General features: G+C 68.1%; 18 protein-coding genes, 1 tRNA gene and 1 other RNA gene. 11 read left to right on the top strand and 9 right to left on the bottom strand.

Features of this window, described 5'->3' with window-relative positions; all coding sequences use genetic code 11:
- The first annotated feature begins 41 nt into the window (after window positions 1-41).
- Window positions 42-527, top strand: coding sequence for a hypothetical protein (locus NQ204_RS08590; protein ID WP_256643581.1), 486 nt, complete (start codon window positions 42-44; stop codon window positions 525-527).
- 203 nt (window positions 528-730) lie between these two features.
- Entirely contained in the window at window positions 731-1117 is a 387-nt protein-coding gene (locus NQ204_RS08585) for a DUF6165 family protein (protein WP_256643580.1), read from the top strand.
- Window positions 1118-1168: 51 nt separating this feature from the next.
- Here the strand turns inward: NQ204_RS08585 and NQ204_RS08580 are convergent, their stop codons facing one another.
- Window positions 1169-2215: a glycosyltransferase family 9 protein gene (locus tag NQ204_RS08580; protein ID WP_256643579.1), complete on the bottom strand. Its 1047-nt coding sequence runs from the start codon at window positions 2213-2215 to the stop codon at window positions 1169-1171.
- 20 nt (window positions 2216-2235) lie between these two features.
- Between NQ204_RS08580 and NQ204_RS08575 the strand changes: the two genes are divergently transcribed.
- From NQ204_RS08575 to NQ204_RS08565, 3 genes are read left to right on the top strand one after another with little or no spacing between them, the layout of a single operon-like run.
- Complete coding sequence (locus NQ204_RS08575) at window positions 2236-2985, top strand: 3-deoxy-D-manno-octulosonic acid kinase (protein ID WP_116864630.1); 750 nt, start codon at window positions 2236-2238, stop codon at window positions 2983-2985.
- Window positions 2985-3752, top strand: a complete 768-nt coding sequence (locus NQ204_RS08570; protein ID WP_256643578.1) for an MBL fold metallo-hydrolase — start codon at window positions 2985-2987, stop codon at window positions 3750-3752. Before NQ204_RS08575 ends, NQ204_RS08570 begins: the two co-directional genes overlap by 1 nt.
- Complete coding sequence (locus tag NQ204_RS08565; protein ID WP_256643577.1) at window positions 3749-4138, top strand: nuclear transport factor 2 family protein; 390 nt, start codon at window positions 3749-3751, stop codon at window positions 4136-4138. The genes NQ204_RS08570 and NQ204_RS08565 overlap by 4 nt, the downstream gene beginning before the upstream one ends.
- Before the next feature lie 77 nt (window positions 4139-4215).
- Here the strand turns inward: NQ204_RS08565 and ffs are convergent.
- Window positions 4216-4312: signal recognition particle sRNA small type (ffs, locus tag NQ204_RS08560), an RNA gene on the bottom strand.
- Between the two features lie 300 nt (window positions 4313-4612).
- Between ffs and NQ204_RS08555 the strand changes: the two genes are divergently transcribed.
- Complete coding sequence (locus NQ204_RS08555; RefSeq protein ID WP_256643576.1) at window positions 4613-4930, top strand: DMT family transporter; 318 nt, start codon at window positions 4613-4615, stop codon at window positions 4928-4930.
- A gap of 10 nt (window positions 4931-4940) precedes the next feature.
- Here the strand turns inward: NQ204_RS08555 and NQ204_RS08550 are convergent, their stop codons facing one another.
- The 3 genes from NQ204_RS08550 to NQ204_RS08540 form a co-directional block, all read right to left on the bottom strand.
- Entirely contained in the window at window positions 4941-6089 is a 1149-nt protein-coding gene (locus NQ204_RS08550) for a DUF3667 domain-containing protein (RefSeq protein WP_256643575.1), read from the bottom strand.
- Between the two features lie 121 nt (window positions 6090-6210).
- Window positions 6211-6657 (bottom strand): GNAT family N-acetyltransferase, encoded by a 447-nt coding sequence (locus NQ204_RS08545; protein WP_256643574.1) that lies wholly within the window; start codon window positions 6655-6657, stop codon window positions 6211-6213.
- Window positions 6658-6788: 131 nt separating this feature from the next.
- Window positions 6789-6881: transfer RNA gene (locus NQ204_RS08540), tRNA-Ser, on the bottom strand.
- A 145-nt stretch (window positions 6882-7026) separates the two neighbouring features.
- On the opposite strand from NQ204_RS08540, the gene dnaX reads away from it, so the two are divergent.
- The 4 genes from dnaX to NQ204_RS08520 all read left to right on the top strand — a co-directional run bounded on the left by dnaX (window position 7027) and on the right by NQ204_RS08520 (window position 10548).
- Complete coding sequence (gene dnaX / locus NQ204_RS08535) at window positions 7027-9090, top strand: DNA polymerase III subunit gamma/tau (RefSeq protein ID WP_256643601.1); 2064 nt, start codon at window positions 7027-7029, stop codon at window positions 9088-9090.
- Window positions 9091-9096: 6 nt separating this feature from the next.
- On the top strand, window positions 9097-9417 hold the full coding sequence (locus tag NQ204_RS08530; RefSeq protein WP_005408298.1) for a YbaB/EbfC family nucleoid-associated protein: 321 nt from the start codon (window positions 9097-9099) through the stop codon (window positions 9415-9417).
- 111 nt (window positions 9418-9528) lie between these two features.
- Window positions 9529-10128 (top strand): recombination mediator RecR, encoded by a 600-nt coding sequence (recR, locus tag NQ204_RS08525; RefSeq protein ID WP_256643573.1) that lies wholly within the window; start codon window positions 9529-9531, stop codon window positions 10126-10128.
- A 60-nt stretch (window positions 10129-10188) separates the two neighbouring features.
- On the top strand, window positions 10189-10548 hold the full coding sequence (locus NQ204_RS08520) for a histidine triad nucleotide-binding protein (RefSeq protein WP_256643572.1): 360 nt from the start codon (window positions 10189-10191) through the stop codon (window positions 10546-10548).
- 115 nt (window positions 10549-10663) lie between these two features.
- On the opposite strand, the gene NQ204_RS08515 is transcribed toward NQ204_RS08520, so the two are convergent.
- Genes NQ204_RS08515 through NQ204_RS08500 form a run of 4 tightly spaced genes read right to left on the bottom strand, consistent with a single transcriptional unit; the run spans window position 10664 to window position 15021 of the window.
- The gene (locus tag NQ204_RS08515) at window positions 10664-11182 is read right to left on the bottom strand and encodes a Slp family lipoprotein (protein WP_116864625.1); all 519 of its coding nucleotides are present in this window, start codon (window positions 11180-11182) and stop codon (window positions 10664-10666) included.
- Window positions 11179-13128 (bottom strand): transglutaminase TgpA family protein, encoded by a 1950-nt coding sequence (locus tag NQ204_RS08510; protein WP_256643571.1) that lies wholly within the window; start codon window positions 13126-13128, stop codon window positions 11179-11181. Before NQ204_RS08510 ends, NQ204_RS08515 begins: the two co-directional genes overlap by 4 nt.
- Window positions 13121-14071: a DUF58 domain-containing protein gene (locus NQ204_RS08505; protein WP_488192350.1), complete on the bottom strand. Its 951-nt coding sequence runs from the start codon at window positions 14069-14071 to the stop codon at window positions 13121-13123. Before NQ204_RS08505 ends, NQ204_RS08510 begins: the two co-directional genes overlap by 8 nt.
- On the bottom strand, window positions 14068-15021 hold the full coding sequence (locus NQ204_RS08500; protein ID WP_116864638.1) for an AAA family ATPase: 954 nt from the start codon (window positions 15019-15021) through the stop codon (window positions 14068-14070). The genes NQ204_RS08505 and NQ204_RS08500 overlap by 4 nt, the downstream gene beginning before the upstream one ends.
- Before the next feature lie 44 nt (window positions 15022-15065).
- On the opposite strand from NQ204_RS08500, the gene NQ204_RS08495 reads away from it, so the two are divergent.
- The gene (locus tag NQ204_RS08495; protein WP_256643570.1) at window positions 15066-16904 is read left to right on the top strand and encodes a glycosyltransferase family 39 protein; all 1839 of its coding nucleotides are present in this window, start codon (window positions 15066-15068) and stop codon (window positions 16902-16904) included.
- The last annotated feature ends 53 nt before the right edge of the window (window positions 16905-16957 follow it).

Below are 16957 nucleotides of genomic sequence, written 5' to 3'. Positions count from 1 at the left end.
CTCCTGTTCCGTTTACTTTTAGGATTAAAAGGATTTTCCGTATGCCTCGATTTGTTTCAGATGCTCTGGATTGGCTCAGCGTTGCAAAAGATGCTTTTGAAGACATGGCAAGCGAGATCGGTGCCGCCACAAAGGATTTCGCAAGCGAAGTTGGAGGCATCGCTGCTGACGCGGCTGGGGAAGTAAAGGACTATGTTGTTGATAATCCGGGGAAGTGTGCAGCTGTGGCGGTCGCCACCGTAGCCACCGGGGGCGTTGCTTTCGTTGCTGCTCCCGCTATTGCTGCTACGGCGGGAGGTCTTGGTTTGCTTGGGGCTGCCAGCACGGGAACCGCGATCAGCACCCTTTCAGGGGCGGCCCTTACCAATGCCTCGCTAGCGGCGCTAGGCGGAGGGGCGCTAGCGGCGGGCGGCGGCGGCATGGCAGCTGGTAGTGCTGTTGTTGCCGGCGTTGGCGCAGCAACCGGATTGGGAGTTTCCGCAACCGCTGCGAAAGTCTCCGGTAGGTCCGACGCCATCTCGTCCTAATTTTCCCTTGCGACCTACTTTAGGCACGCATCGCCGCAAACGATACCAGGCAATGGTTGGGCCCTGCCCTTGCCTGCGGTTCCCCGCCCCCGTCGGGGTGCCCCTTCGCAGAGGGGCTTGTTCCACATAACGCTTATTGGGTCACGCGGGATTGCGGTCCGCGATGCGGGTTACCATGTGCCATTACCTGCTGGAGCGCTGCCATGACCGCTGAAATCCTTGTGCCTGTTTCTTTTGGCGAACTGCTGGACAAGATCTCGATCCTGCAGATCAAGTCCGAGCGCATCAGCGATGAAGGCAAGCTGGCCAACGTGCGCCGCGAGCTGTCGGCGCTGGATGCCACCTGGATGGGCCATCCGGCGGCGGTGAAGGACATCGCCAAGCTGCGTGCCGAACTGAAGGCGGTCAACGAGCAGCTGTGGGATATCGAGGACGAGGTCCGCCTGAAGGAGAAGGCGCAGGCCTTCGACCAGGCCTTCGTCGATCTGGCCCGCAGCGTCTACCTGCGCAACGACGAACGCGCGCGCATCAAGAAGGCGATCAACCTGGCGCTGGGCTCGGCGTACGTGGAAGAGAAGTCGTACAAATAACCCCACGTCCTGCGTGGAGGGTGCGGGCCACGGGCGGCCCGCACCGGTCGCTCAGCCGAGGTGATCGGCGACGTAGCGCTCGAAGGCGGCGATGCCGTCCTCGACGGTGATCAGTTCCATCACATCATCGAACTCGATCTTGGTGCCCCACTTGAGGTCGGGCGCCTGCTTGCCCAGGTACTTGCGCGCGGCATCGTCGTAGCGGTCCACGCAGTAGCGCCGGTCGGAGTAGGGGCCGCTGCGGTGCGGGTTGCTGGCCGCATGCAGGCCCAGCACCTTGGTGCCCATCGCATTGGCGATGTGCATCGGGCCCGAATCGGGCGTCATCACCAGGTCGGCGCGGGCCAGCAAGGCCGGCAGCTGCTTCAGCGTGTCCCGGCCCACCAGGTCCAATGCCGGTGTTGCCAGCTGGGCCTGGATGGCATCGGCCATGCTGCGCTCCAGCTCGCTGCGGCCACCGCACAGCACCACCTGCCAGCCGCGCGCGCTGGCATGGTTGGCCACTGCCGCATAGCGGTCGGCGTACCAGTTGCGCATGACGTGGCTGGAGCACGGCGAGATCATCAGCACCGGGCGACCATCGTCGGGCCACTGCGCAGCGGCCCACTCGTAGGCCGACGGCGGCACTGCGAGGTCCCAGCTCACTTCGGTCTGGCGCAGGCCCAGCGGCTCGCAGAAGCTGCCGATGGCATCGAGCACGTGGATGCCCGGGCGATCGGGGATGCGTTCGTTGATGAACAACCCATGCAGGTCCTTGGAGCGGCTGCGGTCGTAGCCGATGCGGCGCTCGGCCGGGATGAAGGCCGACAGCAGGTTCGCGCGGAACGCCACCTGCATCTGCAGCAGCGCATCGAAGCGCCCCGGCGGCAGCTGCCGGCGCAGTTCCTTGACGCCGGCCATGCCGCTCTTCTTGTCGTACGCATGGAAGACCACGCCGGGCAGGCCATCCAGCAGCTTGTGGCCGGCCTTGTCGATGATCCAGTGGATCGGCGTGTCCGGGCGCGCGGCCTGCAGGGTGCGCACCAGGGGCACAACGTGGGTGACATCCCCCAGGGCAGACAGGCGCAGGAGGCACAAGGATGAGGACGCTGATGCCATGTGTTGTTAGACTCAATGGAATGGTCGTATTTGACGCCAATGAAGCGCTGACGCCATGCCGCGAGGGTCGCGGCATCGGGGCCATTCTGTTCGACCGCGAGCGGCTGCGGCAAGCCGAGGTCGGCCTGTTCTCGCCCCAGCACTGGGGCAGCAGGGCCCGGCCGGTGGCGGAAGGCGGGCGCGGCAGTGCCTGGTTCGTCGATGCGTCCTTCGGCCCCGGCGTGCTGCGGCACTACCTGCGCGGTGGCCTGGCAGCCAAGCTCAGCCGGGACCAGTACATCTGGCGCGGCGCGGACCGCACCCGCAGTTTCGCCGAATTCCGGCTGATGCGTGCCCTGCGCGCGCAGAAGCTGCCGGTGCCCCGGCCGATCGCCGCCTTCTACATACGTGAAGGCATGCGCTACCGCGCGGCCATCCTGATGGAGCGCATCGAGGGCGTGCGTTCGCTGGCCGACCGCGCGCTGGTGGCCGGCCGTGGTGCACCGTGGGAAGAAGCGGGCCGGCTGATCGCGCGCTTTCATCGCGCTGGCCTGGACCACGCCGACCTCAACGCCCACAACATCCTGTTCGATGGCAACGGCCATGGCTGGCTGATCGACTTCGACCGCGGGGTGATCCGTATTCCGGCCACCGCCTGGCGCGAGCGCAACCTCAAGCGCCTGCTGCGCTCGCTGGTCAAGCTGCGTGGCGAGCGCAGCGTGGAAGACGTGCAGAAGGACTACGCGCGCCTGCGACGCGCCTACGACATGGCCTGGAACCGGGGCACCTGATGGACTGGTCATTGCGTTTCCTCGGCGTCGGCAATGCGTCGGCGGTCGAGCTGGGCTCGCCCATGTCGGTGATCGAGCGTGATGGCCGGCCGTGGCTGACCATCGATTGCGGCGGCGAAGGCCTGACCGCGTTCAAGGCGCACTACGGGCACCTGCCGCAGGCGGTGTTCGTCACCCACGTGCACCTGGACCACGTGGCCGGCTTCGAGCGGCTGTTCGTGGACACCTTCTTCAACACGCACCGGCGCGGCAAGGTGCGCCTCTACGTGCCGGCCACCGTGGTGCCGCTGCTGCACAAGCGGGTGGCCGATTACCCCAACGTGCTGGCCGAGGGCGGCGCCAACTTCTGGGATGCGTTCCAGCTGATCGTGGTGGGCGATGCGTTCTGGCACGAGGGCGTGCGCCTGGAAGTGTTCCCGGCGCGCCACCATTGGCCGGAGACGGCCTACGGGCTGCGCCTGCAGGGCGCGCTGACCTGGAGCGGCGATACGCGGCCGATCCCGGAGATGCTGGCGCGCTTCGCCAATGACAACGAGCTGATCGCCCACGACTGCGGCCTGCATGGCAACCCGTCGCACACCGGCGTGGATGACCTGGAGCGCGAGTACAGCGCCGAGCTGCAGTCGCGGATGATGCTCTACCACTACGCCAGTGCGGCCGATGGCCAGGCACTGGCCGCGCGTGGGCACCGCGTGGCGCAGCAGGGGCAGTGCGTGCCGCTGGCGACGCCGACGGCGCCGCGCGTGCTGGCGCAGGATCCGCCGTGAACACCACTGGCCAGCCTGCTGATGCAACGCTGGCTGCCGAGCTGGAACATCTTGAGCGCGCGCTGCACACCCCGCAGGTGCGCGGTGATCGTTCGCGGTTGTCGGAACTGCTGGATGAGGATTTCAGCGAGATCGGCAGCTCCGGCCAGTGCTACGGCCGTACGGCGGCGCTGGCGGAGATCCCGCTGGAGCGGGCACAGGTGCAGATCGAATCGGAGCAGTACGCAGTCTCGCTGCTGACGCAGGACCTGGCCCAGGTGCGTTACCGCAGCCGCTACCACCTCGACGGCCAGCCGCAGCGCTGGGTGCTGCGCAGTTCGCTGTGGCGCAGGCATGCGCAGGGATGGCGGGTGGTGTTCCATCAGGGAACGCCGGAGGCGGGGTAGCGCCGGGCCATGCCCGGCGAAGAGCGCCAACCAAGGTTGGCATCTACCAGAGCGCGGCACGGCCCAAAAAGGCGGTGGCCCCGCCGGCTGACCTCGGCGCCCGCGTCGATCGATACCGTTGCTGCCTTCCGGCCCTGGCGGGATTTTCGACCTAGCGTCGCGAGGGGCCGACGGGGCCACCATAGAGACGTTGGCCGCCCAAGGGAGGCCGGTTCACGGATCAGGGGAAGCAGCGCGTCGCGCGCCGGAGACCATAGCCGGACTGCACATCGGCTGGCCGATGGCAGGCGCGCATTCTAGCGCAGACGCGGCCATCGACGCCAGCTTCATGCGATGAATCGGCTGTAACCCGTGCACAGGCGGCACGGCCGGCGCGAGCCCCCGTTGCTAGAATGCGGCCGCAGGAGGAACGACCTCCCCCGCATCGGGAATGAATGACCAGGACGGCCTGGCCCTACCAAGAGGAGGGCCGTCATGGCCTGGATCTGTCTGTTGCTCGCCGGCCTGCTGGAAATTGTCTGGGCCGTGTCCATGAAGCAGTCCGAAGGCTTCAGCAGGCTCACCCCCACCGTAGTCACCATCCTCGGCATGATCGCCAGTTTCTGGCTGCTGGCCGTGGCCATGCGCACGCTGCCGCTGGGTACCGCCTACACCATCTGGACCGGCATTGGCGCCGTGGGCGCCTTCGTGGTCGGCATCGTGTTCCTCGGCGAGCAGGTCAGTGCGATGCGCATCGGTGCGGCCGTGCTGATCGTCTGCGGCCTGGTGCTGATGAAGCTCTCCAGCAGTTAAGGCTGCGCGATCAGGCGGAAATGCCTGCCAGCGCCGCGTACATCACCACCACGTTGACCAGGAAGAAGTAGACGCCGCCGATCAGGGCGTAGCGCAGCACGGTCAGCAGCTTGTTGCCGCCGTACACGCGCTGCTGCATCCACAGCAGGTAGACCGGCACCGCCAGCCACAGCAGTGCCGTGATCCACAGGCCGAGCGTGGCGGCCGGCGGCGAGGCGAGTGCATTGCTGATGCTGGCGACCAGGAAGGTCGCCAGCACCACCATCATCAGCCAGCAGTGGCTGTACAGCGCCACCACCAGATGTTCCAGGTAGCCCATCGGCCGCGGGATGTAGACAATGCGCAGGACCAGCGCGAACACCGGCATCAGGAAGAACAGCGCGCCGGGCAGTGCGGTCAGGATGGCCTGCATGTACAGATCGGTCTTGCCCCCCATGCGCTGGATGTTGGCGTTGCCGTTCTGCAGGCGCCGGTTGAGCCAGTTGTTGGCGAACTGCGGCAGGCCGGCGAGCACGATGGGATTGGTGTCCGCATCCCAGGGCTTGCCGTTGATGCTGTAGTTGAAAAACGTGCCGTGATCGTCGTTGGCTGGCGGCGTGGGGGTGTCGGTGGGCGCGCCGAGCTCGGCCCTGCGCTGCGCGGCGGCTGCATTGACGGCAGCCCGGGCAATGGCGAAACCGGGGTTGCCGGTGTTCGTGGAGCTGGCCTGCTGGTCGATCAGTGCCATCTGCTGCGCGCGGACTGCTTCGACCTGTTCGGCGGTGGTGGCCTTGCCGAACGCCGAATCGCCGCTGGCGCCCACGCTGAAGTCGTCGACGTGGACGAACATCTTGCCGATGAAGAAGGTGAACAGGGTGAGGATGACGAACAGCCGCAGCGGCTGCACGTAGCCCACCCGGCGGCCCTTGAGATAGTTCAGTGCAATGCGGCCGGGTACCCACAGGTCGCGCAGCGTGCGGAAGATGCGCCCGTCCAGATGCCAGAACGATTCGAAGACTTCCTCGATGGCGTGGCCGACATGCTTGAGCGGGTTGTGCGCGGACTGCCCGCAGTGATGGCAGTAGTGGCCCCGCAGGGCGGTGTCGCAGTTCTCGCAGGTGCCGTGTGCCGACGGAACGGCATCGGGCAGGGCGGCGTGCACGCGGTCGATCGAGCTCATCGGGGCAAAGGGCCGTGCGTAGGGTGAAGGCGCCTACGATAGCGATTTTTCAGGTTTCGTTCAGCTTTTGGGGCAGGGTATTGTGGGTGCGTAAAGCGTCTCATCCACGAATGGCGTGGATCTACTGCAGGCGTGCTTCCATGTGCACGGCGTGGATTCCCGGGCCGTGACCGTCCGTTACCCGTTGGGTGACGCGGAAGCCCAGCGCGGCGTAAAAGCCCTCGGTGTGCTGGCTGGTGCTCAACGCAATGCGCTCCACGCAGGGATCGGTGGCGGCCTGCTGCAGGCGCACCCGCGCAAGATGGCGGCCAAGTCCTTGTCCGTGCCGGGATTTCTCGACCATCCCCCAGCAGAACCCGGCGGTCCCGTTCGCGGGAGGAGACAGCCCTCCGCAGGCGACGACGCTGCCGTCGAGTTCGATGACCTGGTAGGCGTGTTCTCCCGCCAGCTCGCGCAGGAACGACTCGAAGTCCGGGCGTTCCTCCGGCGCGAAATAGGTCGGCAGATTGCTGTCAAAGATCGCCAGGCAGGCGGCCAGATCGTTGCGGTGGTAGGGCCGGGTCCTCATGGGGTGACCATAGCGCATGGGGCCGGCAGGGAGCGGGATCGGGCGGCATGCCATCCACGCATGGCGTGGATCTACTGGCCGTGCCAGATAAACAAAAAAGGCCACCCGAAAGGCGGCCTTTTTTGTTTATCTGGCGGAGAGAGGGGGATTCGAACCCCCGAAGCGCGGTTTAGACGCTTACACACTTTCCAGGCGTGCTCCTTCAACCACTCGGACACCTCTCCGGATCCCTGCCATCGGCAAACGCCTCAGCAGGGGCGCAGATTCTAGCGGGCGGCGCGGCAGTACACAAGCACCCCCAGTCATCCATGTGCAGCGGGTGTGTCGGAGGCGAGGGGGCTGGACAGGCATGGCACAATGGAACATCCGATGGAAGACGGTGGCCTGATGTCCTATCTCGTGCTTGCCCGCAAGTGGCGTCCGAAGCGTTTTGCCGAGCTGGTGGGCCAGGAACACGTGGTCCGTGCGCTCAGCAATGCGCTGGACAGCGGCCGGGTCCACCACGCGTTCCTGTTCACCGGTACCCGCGGCGTGGGCAAGACCACCATCGCGCGCATCTTCGCCAAATCGCTGAACTGCGAGCAGGGCACCAGCGCCGACCCGTGCGGCCAGTGTGCGGCCTGCCTGGACATCGACGCCGGCCGCTACATCGACCTGCTGGAAATCGATGCCGCATCCAACACCGGCGTGGATGACGTGCGCGAGGTGATCGAGAACGCGCAGTACATGCCCTCGCGTGGCAAGTACAAGGTCTACCTGATCGACGAAGTGCACATGCTCTCCAAGGCGGCGTTCAATGCGCTGCTGAAGACGCTGGAAGAGCCGCCGGAGCACGTGAAGTTCCTGCTGGCCACCACCGACCCGCAGAAGCTGCCGGTCACCGTGCTCAGCCGCTGCCTGCAGTTCAACCTCAAGCGCCTGGACGAGGACCAGATCCAGGGACAGATGACACGCATCCTCGCCGCCGAGGAGATCGAGGCCGACGGCAGCGCCATCGTGCAGCTGGCCAAGGCCGCCGACGGCAGCCTGCGCGACGGCCTATCGCTGCTGGACCAGGCGATCGCCTATGCCGGCGGCGCGCTGCGCGAGGACGTGGTGCGCACCATGCTGGGCACGGTCGACCGTACCCAGGTGGCGGCCATGCTCGACGCGTTGGCCGAGGGCGATGGCCCGCGCCTGCTGCAGGTCGTGGCCGCGCTGGCCGAGTTCTCGCCGGACTGGAGTGGCGTGCTGGAAGCGCTGGCCGAAGGCCTGCACCGCATCCAGGTGCAGCAGCTGGTGCCCGGCGCCGCCGCCCCGGTCGAAGGCCTGGACGCTGCCGCGTTTGCCGAGCGCCTGCGTGCGGAAGTGGTGCAGCTCTGGTACCAGATGGCCCTGAACGGCCGTCGCGACCTGCCGCTGGCGCCGAGCCCGCGTGCCGGCTTCGAAATGGCGGTGCTGCGCATGCTGGCGTTCCGTCCGGCCGCTGCGGTGCCGCCGGTGCCGAAGTCGGTCGAAGGTGCGACGGGTGGGGGTGCTGCGGGCGGCAACGCCGGTGGTGGCCATGCCGCCGGTGCCGGCAGCAACGACGCCGCACCTGTGGCTGCTGCTGCGGCGGCGAGCTCGTCGGCGGTGGCTGACGTGGCTGCCCCGATGCAGGCTGCGCCGCGAGAGCCCGAACCCGAACCTGATCCGGCCCCGCAACCGGAGCCGGAGCCGACCCCGGAGCCTGAGCCGGTTCCGGTGGAAGAACCCGTGTCGCCGCCGCCGGTGAAGGCCAAAGCGGCGCCGCAGGTGGCCGAGGCGGATGATCTGCCGCCGTGGGCTACCGATGAAGCCGACGCGCGCGACCAGGCGCTGGCGGCGGAAATGGACGCGCCGGTCGCGATGGCGACGCCGGAGGCGGCCATGGTCGCCCCGTGGCAGGAACCGCCGGCCCCGGTGGCCGTGGCAGCCGCGCCGGAGCGCCCATTCCATGCCGAGGGCATCGAGATCGCTCCGGCTGCACCGGTGGCAACACCGGCGCCGGCAGCGCATCAGGGCAGCATCTCCGACCTGGCCAGCGCTGAAGACTGGCTCGATCTGGTGGCCAACAGCGGCCTCAGTGGTCCTTCGCGGCAGCTGGCGGCCAACGCGGCCTTCATCAGCTGCCAGGGCGGCACCTTGAAACTGGGCCTTTCGCCCGGATTTGAGTACCTGCGTTCCGAACGCGCGCTGTCCGCCCTGGGCGACATGCTGGAAAAGGCCCTGGGCCAGGCGCCGAGGATCGTGGTCGAAACCGTGGAAACCGAGCAGGTCCCGGCCGAGACCCTGCACCAGCGTGCCGACCGCCAGCGTGGCGAGCGGCAACAGGCCGCCGAGGCCATTTTCATGGACGATCCGGAAGTGCAGCTGCTGATCCAGCAGCATGGCGCCCGGGTTGTTTCCGACTCCATCCGTTCTTTTGACGAGTAAGACACTATGCGCGGCAACATCGCCCAACTGATGCAGCAGGCCCAGAAGATGCAGGAAAACCTGCAGAAGGCCCAGGAAGAAATCGCCAAGATCGAAGTGACCGGCAGCGCCGGTGGCGGCATGGTCAGCGTGACCCTGACCGGCGCCAAGGAATGCCGCAAGGTGCGCATCGATCCGTCGCTGACCAGCGACCCGGAAATGCTGGAAGACCTGATCGCCGCGGCCTTCAACGATGCCTCGAACAAGATCGATGCCGAGTCGAAGTCGAAGATGGGTTCGGCCACCGCCGGCATGCAGCTGCCGCCGGGCATGAAGCTGCCGTTCTGATGTTCAGCGTGGCACCCGTGCAAGCGGGTGCCACGAACCTCGTAGAGTCGAGCTTGCTCGACTGTTCCAACCTTCAGTCGAGCATGGCTCGACTCTACAAAGCCTGCCGCCGTGTCCGCACCCCTGCTTGAACAATTGATCGATGCACTGCGGGTGTTGCCTGGCGTCGGGCAGAAGACCGCGCAGCGCATGGCCTACCACCTGCTCGAGCGCGAGCGCGAAGGTGGGCAGCGGTTGGCCGAGGCGCTGGCGCTGGCGGTCGAACGCATCGGCCATTGCGCGCAGTGCCGCGATTTCAGCGAAACCGAGCTGTGCCCGACCTGTGCCAACAACAGTCGCGAGCGCAGCCAGCTGTGCGTGGTCGAATCACCGGCTGATCGCCTGGCCATCGAAAATGCCACCGGCTTCCGCGGCGTCTACTTCGTGCTGCAGGGCCGTCTGTCGCCGCTCGATGGCGTGGGCCCGCGCGAACTGGGCCTGGAGCAGCTGGAACAGCGGCTGGCGCAGGGCGAAGTGCAGGAAATGATCATCGCCACCAGCGCCACCGTTGAAGGCGAAGCGACTGCGCACTACCTGGCCCAGCTGGCGCGCGCGCGCCAGGTGCAGCCGAGCCGTCTGGCGCAGGGCCTGCCGCTGGGCGGTGAACTGGAATATGTCGATCGCGGCACGCTGTCACATGCCTTCGGGACGCGCAGCGAATTCCGCGACTGACCGCGGCCGCGCGTGGCGTGGCCGGCCTACAATGCGGAAGAGATCCCGCCGAGGCCGACCATGACCACCGAAACCCTCTTCAGCAAGATCATCCGTCGCGAGATCCCGGCCACCATCGTCTACGAGGATGACGAGGTGCTGGGCTTCAGGGACATCGCACCGCAGGCGCCGGTGCACGTGTTGTTCATTCCGAAGAACGAGATCATCCCGACCCTGGACGACCTGCAGCCGTCGCAGGCGCACCTGATCGGCAAGCTGGCTTTGGCGGCAGCCGCGTATGCGCGCAGCGAAGGCTTCGCCGAGGATGGTTACCGCATCGTGATGAACTGCCGCGAAGATGCCGGGCAGACCGTGTTCCACATCCACATGCACCTGTTGGCCGGTGCGCCGTTGGGCCATTTCGGTACGCCGGGGCGTTGAGGCAACGGCAGCCATGGCTTCCGTGCCGACCAACGGACGGCGCCCACCGTGGATGGTGCACCAACAAAAAGGCCGCCCGAGGGCGGCCTTTTGCGTCACGCGGGACGTGGCAGGTTTACCACCAGCCCCAGCCGCGGTAACCACCCCAGTACGGACCCGGGCCCCACGGGCTATACGGGTAGGGCACGACATCGACCTGGCGCTGTTCCGGCCACAGGTAGATGACGTCGGCTGCCAGCTTGGGCAGGCGGTAGTCGTACTCGCCGATGCGGGTGTTGGCGTAACCGTCGATCTTGCCGATGAAGGTCACGTCGCGACCGGCCTCGAACACCGCCGGGTCATAGAAGCCGGCGCGGCAGGCGATGAAGCGGCCGTCGCTGGCATCGGCCGAGCTGGTGTTGGGGCGGCCACTGCCATTGAGCGGGCGCGAGATGATCTGGAAGCAGGTCTCGCCCTGGCCGGGCTGGGTTTCGATGATGCGGCCACCCCAGCGAACGGGGGTGCCCACCTGCTGGGTGGCAACCGAGTCGCGCGGGGAAACCACGCTGAACTGACCCTGCAGCGGCTTGGGGGCCGTGGCGCAGGCCGACAGGGCCAGGGTGGCCACGGCGGTGAGAAGGAACTTGGTGTTCATGAAGTAGCTCCGGAAGTCGGGCGATGCCTGCGCAGGTCTTGCAATAATGGGGCGAGCTCGGTACGAGTGCCAGCGTAGCGCGCTTCGGCGAAACGCTGGCTGAGTGCGATGAGGGCAGGTTCGGGGCGCTGGGCATGGACCCGCTGGGCCCAGGCCAGGGCGGGTTCGTGCGGCTCGCGGGCCAGCCCCAGCCGGGCGTAGCGGCGGCCCAGCCGGTGCCAGGCGCGCAGCAGCGGGTCGCGCTCGCGTTCGCCACGGGCCAGCAGCCAGGCCATCCAGCCTATCGCCAGCAGGGCGGTGGCCACGAAAGCGGCCAGCAGCTGGCCGGGCTTCAGCTCATCCAGGCCCAGCGGCTGCAGCAGCTGCTGCTGGCGGCGCGCGTCGAAGGACAGCACCAGGTCGTTCCAGCCACGGCGCAGCCAATCGCCGATCTGCCCGGCCTGCAGCCAGCGCTGCTGCAGGTCGAGGTCGGCGCCGGCCGGCAGCCGGTCTTCCAGCGTGTCGAGGATGCGCTCGGGCGCCACTGCAGCGGTCGGGTCCACACGCACCCAGCCACGCTGGGGCAGCCAGACTTCGGCCCAGGCGTGGGCGTCCATGCGCCGCACGATCCAGTAGTTGCCGAGCCGGTTGCGGGTACCGCCGGCGAAGCCGGTCACTACGCGTGCGGGGATGCCCGCGTTGCGCATCAGCACCACGAAGGCCGAGCTGAAGTGCTGGCAGAAGCCGGCCTTGTAGTCGAACAGGAACGCGTCCACCGGGTCGCGCCCGGGCGCCGGGGTTTCCAGCGTGTAGGAGAAATCCGCGGTGATCCAGTCCAGGGCGCGGCGGACGACGGCGGCATCGTCGTCACCGGCTTCCTGCCGCCATTGCCGGGCCAGCGTTGCCGTGCGCGGGTTGAAGTTGGCTGGCAGCTGCAGCGCCGCACGCCGCTGGTAGGGCGACAGCTCGGCATCGAAGCGCGTCGCCGGTGCCGAGTGCAGGCGCCAGCGGGTCAGTGCGGAGAGCGGGCGCTGGCTGGCCAGGCTCATCTCAGAGTTGAGCGCGGTGCCTTCCGGGGCAGCCGTGGGCAGGTCCAGCGCCACCAGCAGGCGGCGGTCGGTGGGCTCGTAGTCGATCTGGTAGTCCCAGCCCTGGCCTTCGTGGGACACCTGCGCTGGCCGGCGGAAGTCGACGTTGCGGTCACGCGTCCAGACGTGGCCATCGAAGCGGGTCAGCACCGGCCCGCGCCAGTAGCGCTGCTGCGGCTGCGGCACGGGGCCGAAGAACTGCACGCGCAGCGCCGGGGTGTCATCGGCCATCAGGTCCAGCCACTTGTCCGGCTCCATCGAGTCGGACAGGCCGGGGGTGCCGACCGCGCGTTCGGGTACGCCCCACAACGGCGAGGACAGCCGCGGGAACAGCCAGAAGCAGGCCAGGGCCAGGGGCAGGCCGATCAGCAGCAGGCGGCCCACGCCGCGCAGCTGGCCGGGCAGCGGCAGCGCCGCGCTGCGGCCTTCATTGTGGGCCAGCCGCTGCAGGGCGAGCAGGCTGCTGATGCCGGCCAGCGCGGCCAGCAGCGTGGTCAGGGGCCCCTGGTCGAGCAGGAAGGCGGCAAACGGCGCGAACAGGGCGAAGCCGAGCAGGCTGCGCGCATCACGCACGCTGCGCAGTTCGCTGGATTTGATCGCCAGCATCGCCGCCAGCAGGGCGCAGCCGGTATCGCGCCCTGGCCGAACCCCGCCCATCTGCCAGACGATGGCGCCCAGCATGGCCAGTACCAGCAGCAGGCGCACCGGCATCGGCAGCACGCCTCGCAGCGACAATGCGGCGGTTGCCAGGCCGGCCACCGCGATCAGCGCGGCCAGTGCGCTGGGGAGCTGCAGCAGCAGGGGCAGCAGCGCCAGCGCGGCGCTGGCCAGGGTCCAGTTGCGCGCGTTGCGGTCCAGCAGGAGGGCGGGCTCAGTCATGGGGCATCAGCGCCAGTGCGCGCAGGCACGCATGATGGTGGCTCGCGCCCTGGCCGGGGCCAAGCGCGGGCTGCGAGGGCAGCAGCAGGGTGTAGCGCCGGCCTTCGCGTTCGGCGCTGTCGACCCAGCGCGCCAGGCGCGAGATGCGCGCTTCCGTCGGCAGGGTGGAGAGCGCGCGCCAATCCAGCACCACTTCGATGCCGACCGGCTTTTCGTATTCGCGCACCAACAGCGTGTCGCGTCGTGCCGAATGCTTCCAGGCGATGCTGCGCGGCGGGTCGCCTGCACGGTAGGGGCGCAGCTGGTGCAGCTCCTCGCCGCTGGCGTGGGCGCGGGTGTGCAGCAGGTCGCTGCCCTGTTCGGGCAATGAGGGCGCCACCGCCTCGGCCACCGGGTGCACCAGCAGCGGTTGTTCCGGCCACACCCAGGACCACGCACGCACCAGGCCCAGCGGCTGGGTGCTGGACAGGCGGATGCGCGGCAGGTCAAGCCAGCCGCGCCGCTCGGTGGGCACGTCCAGCTCCACTTCACCACGGCCCTGTGCGGGCAGGTCGGTCCAGGCCTGACTGCCGCCGACCTGCAGTTCCAGGCCGTGGCGCGGCCGCGGGTCGCGCAGCGACAGGTCGATGCGCAGGCGCAGCGGCTGGCCCGCCGGCACCGGTTCGGCCGAGATGGCGTCGATCTGCACGCCCGACAGCTGCAGGTGGGCAGCGATGGCGCTGGCGATGGCCGCCGCAGCCAGCAGCAGGGCCAGCAGCAGGGCCGGGTTGTTGTTGTAGTTCAGCGCGCCCAGCAGCATCGCCGACAGCAGCAGGGCCACGAACAGGCCAAAGCGCGTGGGCAGCACGTAGATGCGCCGGCGGTCGAGCCGCTGCGGCAGGGCTTCGGGCGTGCGCGGACGCGCCAGGCGAAGCAGGCGTGAGCCGCGTGCGGGCATCCTCAATCCACCGCGACGGTCTGCAGGATGGCGCGCGCCAGCGCCGGGCCCGTGCTCGATTCGGACTCGCCCACCAGACGGTGGCCGGCCACGGCGACGAACAGGGTCTGCACGTCTTCGGGTACCACGTGGCCGCGGCCGAGCAGCAGCGCGTGGGCCTTGGCCGCACGCAGCAGGGCCAGGCCGGCACGCGGCGACAGGCCCACGCGCACGCCAGCATGCTGGCGGCTGCGGGTCAGCAGGGCCTGCACGTAGTCCACCAGCGCGTCGCTGACGTGGATCTGGCCGACCGCTTCACGCAGCTGGCGCACCTGGTTGTCATCCAGCTGCGGCACGGCGCGCGCGATCAGGTCGCGGCGGTCGGTGCCGCGCAGCAGCTCGCGTTCGGCCTGCGGGCTGGGGTAGCCCATCGCCAGCCGCAGCAGGAAGCGGTCCAGCTGCGAATCGGGCAGCGGGAACGTACCGGACAGATCGACCGGATTCTGCGTGGCGATCACGAAGAACGGATCGGGCAGCGCATGGGTCTGCCCGTCGAGCGTCACCTGCTGTTCGGCCATCGCTTCCAGCAGCGCGCTCTGCGTGCGCGGCGGTGCGCGGTTGATCTCATCGGCCAGCAGCACGTGCGAGAACACCGGGCCGGGATGGAACTGGAACTGGCGCGTCCCGGCGTCATACACCGATACGCCGAGCACATCGGCCGGCAGCAGGTCGGAGGTGAACTGCACGCGCTGGAAGCTCAGCCCCAGGCTGCTGGCCAGTGCATGGGCCAGCGTGGTCTTGCCCAGGCCGGGCAGATCTTCGATGAGCAGGTGTCCACCGGAAAGCAGGGCGACGAAAGCCAGCCTGACTTCCGGCACCTTGCCGAGCACCAGGGCATTGACCTGATCCTGTGCCTCCCGCAGGGCCTGGCGCAGTTGATCGGTTAGCATGCTGGGCATGGGGGACGGAGCTGGCATGTTCGTCTCACGTTCGGGAACCATTCGATTCTATCCATAGAGCAATGCAGGGCGAACAGCGCGCACGTACGATTTTTCTCTGGTTATGGACGCTGGTCACAGCGGCCAAGTTGCTTGTGGCCGCGCGTCTGCCCCTGTTCGTGGACGAGGCGTTCTATTGGCAGGAAGGCCAGCACCTGGCGGCGGCATACTCCGACCTGCCGGGATTGACCGCGTGGCTGGCGCGCCTGGGCGTGGAAATCGGCGGCCAGCACGTGCTGGCGCTGCGTCTTCCGTTCCTGGCCATCGGCGCGCTGCTGCCGTTGCTGGTCGCGCGCGTCGCCACGCGCTGGTTCGGCAACGTGGCCGGCTGGCAGGCAGGCAGCCTGACCCTGCTGATGCCGTTGTCGGCCACGCTGGGCCTGCTGGCCGTGCCCGATGTGCCGATGGCACTGGCCGCGGTGCTGTGCCTGGACGCCGGGGCACGCCTGCTGCGCAGCATCGATGCGTCGTCTGCGATCAAGTTGGGCCTGGGCCTGCTGATCGGTGCGCTCAGCCACTACCGCTTCATCGGCGTGATCGGCGTCGGCTTCATCGCGCTGCTGGTATTGCCGCAGGGTCGGCGCATGCTGGCCGATCCGCGCGTGTGGGTGGCGCTGGCGGTGGGCGTATTGGCCTGGTTGCCGCTGCTGGCGTGGAATGCCGACAACCATGATGCCGGCCTGAAATTCCAGGTGGTCGAGCGCCATCCCTGGGCGTTTGAATGGCGCGGGATGTGGTTCCTGGTGATCCAGCCGATGCTGGTCACGCCCATCCTGTGCATCGCGATGTGGAAGGTGGCGTTGGCCGGTACGCGCAGCGGCGGTGGCGCGCGCACGCAGTGGCGCTACTTCGGCCTGGTCGGCGGCGTCTCAACGCTGAGCATTTTTCTGCTGGGCTTCTTCACCGATGTCGAGCGCATCAGCTTCCACTGGCCGCTGTCGGGCTACCTGGCGCTGCTGGTGGCGGTGCCGGTGGTGCTCAACGGCTGGCCGCGCTGGCTGCGCCGCACCGGCTGGTGGCTGGCCGGCTTCGGCATGGCACTGGCCTTCGGCTATTACCTGATGGCGTCGACGCCGTCGCTGCGCGAACAGCTGGCCGGTGACAAGTACTACCCGCGCAACTTCGCCGGCTGGGAACCGCTGGCGGCCGCCGTGCGCGACGAACTGCAGCAGATGCCGGAAGGCACGCGCGTGCTGGCCGGCAACTTCAAGGTGGGGGCCGAGCTCGGCTTCCAGCTTGGCGACGGCAACATCACGGTGCTGCCGCACCCGCTCAACGACAAGCACGGGCGCACCGCGCAGCTGGCGCAGTGGGGCCAGGTGCACGAGGGCGAACGCAGCGGACCGATGCTGCTGGTGCTGTCGCCCAGCGACCAGCGTTTCCGCGACCTGGTGCCGCGCTACCACGCGGTGTGCGCGCAAGTGGGGCCGCTGCCGCCGCCGAGGGTGGTCAGCAACGATCATGGTTTCCAGCGCTTCCTGTTGTTCCGCCTGCCTGCGCAGCGCGTTGAAGGCGAGTGCGTGACGCCGGCCGTCGCCTACCTGGATTCACCGGCCAACGGCGAAGCGGTGTCGGGCACGCTTTCGGTGAAGGGCTGGGCGTTCAAGGACGGCGTCGGCCTGGCGCGCGTGGAAGTGCTGGTGGACGGAAAGCCGGTGGGCGATGCGCAGTACGGTCGCGAGCTCGACATCCGCCCGTTGTGGCCGATGTCCAATGATCCGCAGCACCCGAATGCCGGCTTTGATGCCAGCCTGGATACGCAGGCGCTGTCACCCGGCCGGCATTGGCTGGGCCTGCGCCTGCATGGGCGCGATGGCAGCGTGGAAGACTGGCAGGAACAGCCGTTCGAGGTGGAGCGGTAAGCGCGCCATGTAGAGTCGAGCCATGCTCGACTGCTCTTCGCTCTTGGTAGAGC

Source organism: Stenotrophomonas testudinis, assembly GCF_024499815.1.
Classification (GTDB): domain Bacteria; phylum Pseudomonadota; class Gammaproteobacteria; order Xanthomonadales; family Xanthomonadaceae; genus Stenotrophomonas.
This window is presented reverse-complemented; position numbering and strand designations above follow the sequence as displayed.